The organism is Aliterella sp. E5.1 (assembly GCF_057473825.1).
This window is the reverse complement of the sequence record NZ_JBYCCV010000241.1, coordinates 1-2546: the sequence shown is the minus strand read 5'-3', so window position 1 is coordinate 2546 and position 2546 is coordinate 1. Positions and strand designations below refer to the sequence as shown.

At 41.0% G+C, this 2546-nt stretch carries 5 protein-coding genes; 1 reads left to right on the top strand and 4 read right to left on the bottom strand.

The genetic code is table 11. From position 1 onward, the window contains the following. The first annotated feature begins 280 nt into the window (after positions 1 to 280). The gene (locus AC2VE5_RS25730; protein ID WP_486890416.1) at positions 281 to 766 is read left to right on the top strand and encodes an FAD-binding domain-containing protein; all 486 of its coding nucleotides are present in this window, start codon (positions 281 to 283) and stop codon (positions 764 to 766) included. Here AC2VE5_RS25730 and AC2VE5_RS25725 read toward each other — a convergent pair. The 4 genes from AC2VE5_RS25725 to AC2VE5_RS25710 all read right to left on the bottom strand — a co-directional run bounded on the left by AC2VE5_RS25725 (position 759) and on the right by AC2VE5_RS25710 (position 2242). Next, positions 759 to 1115 carry a hypothetical protein gene (locus tag AC2VE5_RS25725; protein WP_486890415.1) on the bottom strand — a complete coding sequence of 119 codons (357 nt, stop codon included), beginning with the start codon at positions 1113 to 1115 and terminating at the stop codon, positions 759 to 761. The two genes, AC2VE5_RS25730 and AC2VE5_RS25725, sit on opposite strands and share 8 nt — an antisense overlap. 142 nt (positions 1116 to 1257) lie before the next feature. Continuing rightward, a complete protein-coding gene (locus AC2VE5_RS25720; RefSeq protein WP_486890414.1) occupies positions 1258 to 1593 on the bottom strand; it encodes a hypothetical protein in 336 nt (111 codons plus the stop codon). A gap of 51 nt (positions 1594 to 1644) precedes the next feature. After that, positions 1645 to 1956 carry a Txe/YoeB family addiction module toxin gene (locus tag AC2VE5_RS25715; RefSeq protein ID WP_486890413.1) on the bottom strand — a complete coding sequence of 104 codons (312 nt, stop codon included), beginning with the start codon at positions 1954 to 1956 and terminating at the stop codon, positions 1645 to 1647. Further along, on the bottom strand, positions 1931 to 2242 hold the full coding sequence (locus tag AC2VE5_RS25710) for a type II toxin-antitoxin system Phd/YefM family antitoxin (RefSeq protein ID WP_486890412.1): 312 nt from the start codon (positions 2240 to 2242) through the stop codon (positions 1931 to 1933). The genes AC2VE5_RS25715 and AC2VE5_RS25710 overlap by 26 nt, the downstream gene beginning before the upstream one ends. Positions 2243 to 2546: the final 304 nt, after the last annotated feature.

Below are 2546 nucleotides of genomic sequence, written 5' to 3'. Positions count from 1 at the left end.
CAATGATGGTAGCTTGAAGTTCCGTACTGACAAAAGGGAAACACATTGAGTAGCCGTGTGTAGTGAAAGTTACAAGCACGGTTGCGGATAGGAGGGGTGGAGTAGCAATGCTCCCCTCGACCTTCTCTTTAGTGCCAATTCACTGGAAATACCTACAGAGTAAGCATTTCATCTATACTACATTTGATTTACTGATATCTGCTAACTAAGATTAGCAGATATAAATTGACCCAAAAAAGAGTTTTATGTCTGCTAATGCTCCTCAAAAAACCCTAAATTCATGTCTGCTAAGGTAAGTGGCACTTTTTTACAGCTATCTCGGCTCGACCCCTATATGCAGCAACTAATCGATGGTGATCTGGGAATCGATAATTGGCAATGGCAAATGCAAGCAGGAGTAACTAATCCTCTGTCTGATACTTTCCGCATCTACAATCCTAATAAGAATCTAGAGGAGAGAGATGGCGATCTGAGGTTTATCTACTACTGGGTTGAAGAACTGCGTGATTATAGCTTAGCAGAAATTCTTGATGGAGTGTACCTAAATGAGAGTCCTTATCCTGCACCGATACTAGACTGGGCGCAGACTCGAAAGACTAACGGCAAGATTATCTCAAACTTGCGTAAACAGGTGAAACAGCGATTGTTGGCGGAGCAGGGGGTGGGGCTAGAGCAGGCGGCGATCGCGCGTGAGACTGTAAATAAATACTGGGAGAGCAAGGACACGCAGTACCAGGAGTATCAGCAGAAAGCATTAACTAATTAGCTGCAATCCTCGAACAGATAATTGATTGATTTCCACTATCTAAAATATTTACATACACTTCACTTTTAGTAAGGCAAGTAGTAACTTCATTACCTTTTCTAATCCGTAGTTCTTGAGCAAGGGTACAACTTCTAAACTGCCCTTTTTCATCAAAAGAGATGGTTTCTTTTTGCTGGCAAACAAAGTGATTATTGTTCAGTCCGATATTGGCATCAATGCTTAAAACACAATTTGCCAATGAACCATTCGAGTAGTTATTAACTGTATTGGCTTCACAAGAAACGGTGGCTCTGGCAACTTGAGGTAGTAAACTAATAGAACCCAAATTCAACAGGAATAGAGAAGTCATTAATAATTTTACAGTTTTCATGCTGAGAATAGTAAGTAAATTAGAGGGATAAATTACTTACTATTCTCAGCTTGAGCAACTCATAACAACATCAGAGCTAATACGGCAATTTATATGAAGCTTGGATATTGCTTACCTGTTTCTAAGCAGAATTATTGAGTTTGCGTTCGTATTCTCTAGGTTCTAAAGCATCTTCTGAAAATTCAGCAAACATACATCCGTCTAGTGGGTATAAATCCTTCGGTAATAAGTACACCCAGCCACCTTGCTCGTCTGATCTAACTTCGGCAATTTGGGCAGTTTTTGCACGATACAAAGCACCCAGAAGTTTGCATCTTACCCCTTGTTGAGGCTTGTACTTTAGTTCTGGGTAGCGGTAGATATTTTCGCTACCACAGTCTGCACAGTAGCAACCGTTAGGATGGGGATAGTACCACTCATGATTGCAGTCCTGGCAATGGTAAAGTTTTTCGCTCATTAGTCTTTCAAGTACGATGTCTGCGGCGGTCAAAGGAGCGACTATCGCTCCCTAATAATGATAACGAGCTTGCAAAAAATCCACTCTATCTTGTCTAACCCGGTAGATAAGTCGATGCTCCAAATCGATTCGCCGCGACCAAGTATCAACGTCTAAATGCTTGAGTGGTTCCGGCTTGCCTATGCCCTCAAATGGATGCTGCATCACATCGGTAACTAAAGCAAAAATTTTGTCTACTTTGTTAGGCGCAGTTTTGTACCACCAACCTAAGTCGTCTTTGAACTGCGGACTAAAATCTGGAAATCTTGCAGGCAGTGCAGGCGGTAGAGGTGGAAGCTCAACCTTCTTCTTTTTCTTCGCCAATCCCCAACCCCTGTTTTAAAGACGTAATTGCCTGTTCGACAGTCATGGGTGCTAGAATTTCCTCATCTCTTGATTTAGACCATTGCAAAGCATTAAGTAAACGTGCCGCATTTTGAGGACTTCGCAAAAGATAAGCCGTCTCTTTTAAACTTGTTAGCTCATCTTCAGCAATCAATGCCACGTTTGGCTTATTACGACGCTCAATAATAATGATTTCTCGTTCGTCAACAACCTGGTCTAAGAGACTAGCTAAATTTTCACGGGCTTTAGTATAGGTAGTTTGCATAATTAATTCGGTATCTGTCCAGACTTACTGTACATATTATCATATAAAGAGGTCAACGACCGAAGGCTTTGCTAAGTTAACTAGAGTGTGAGATTTGTATGTGGCTAAACTATGGCATTGATGCTGATAACAAATTAGCTTCAATTGAAGATGTAGCCAGTGGAAAAACCGACTTACCCCTCTTTTGTCACTTTCGGAAGATTAAATTCTGGAACCTTTTGTGAATAAGGATTTGGCAAAGTTGACCTAAGTGAGTTCATTTGTTGTGAAATTAAGCTTGAAAGCCTTACATTACACGCTTGTT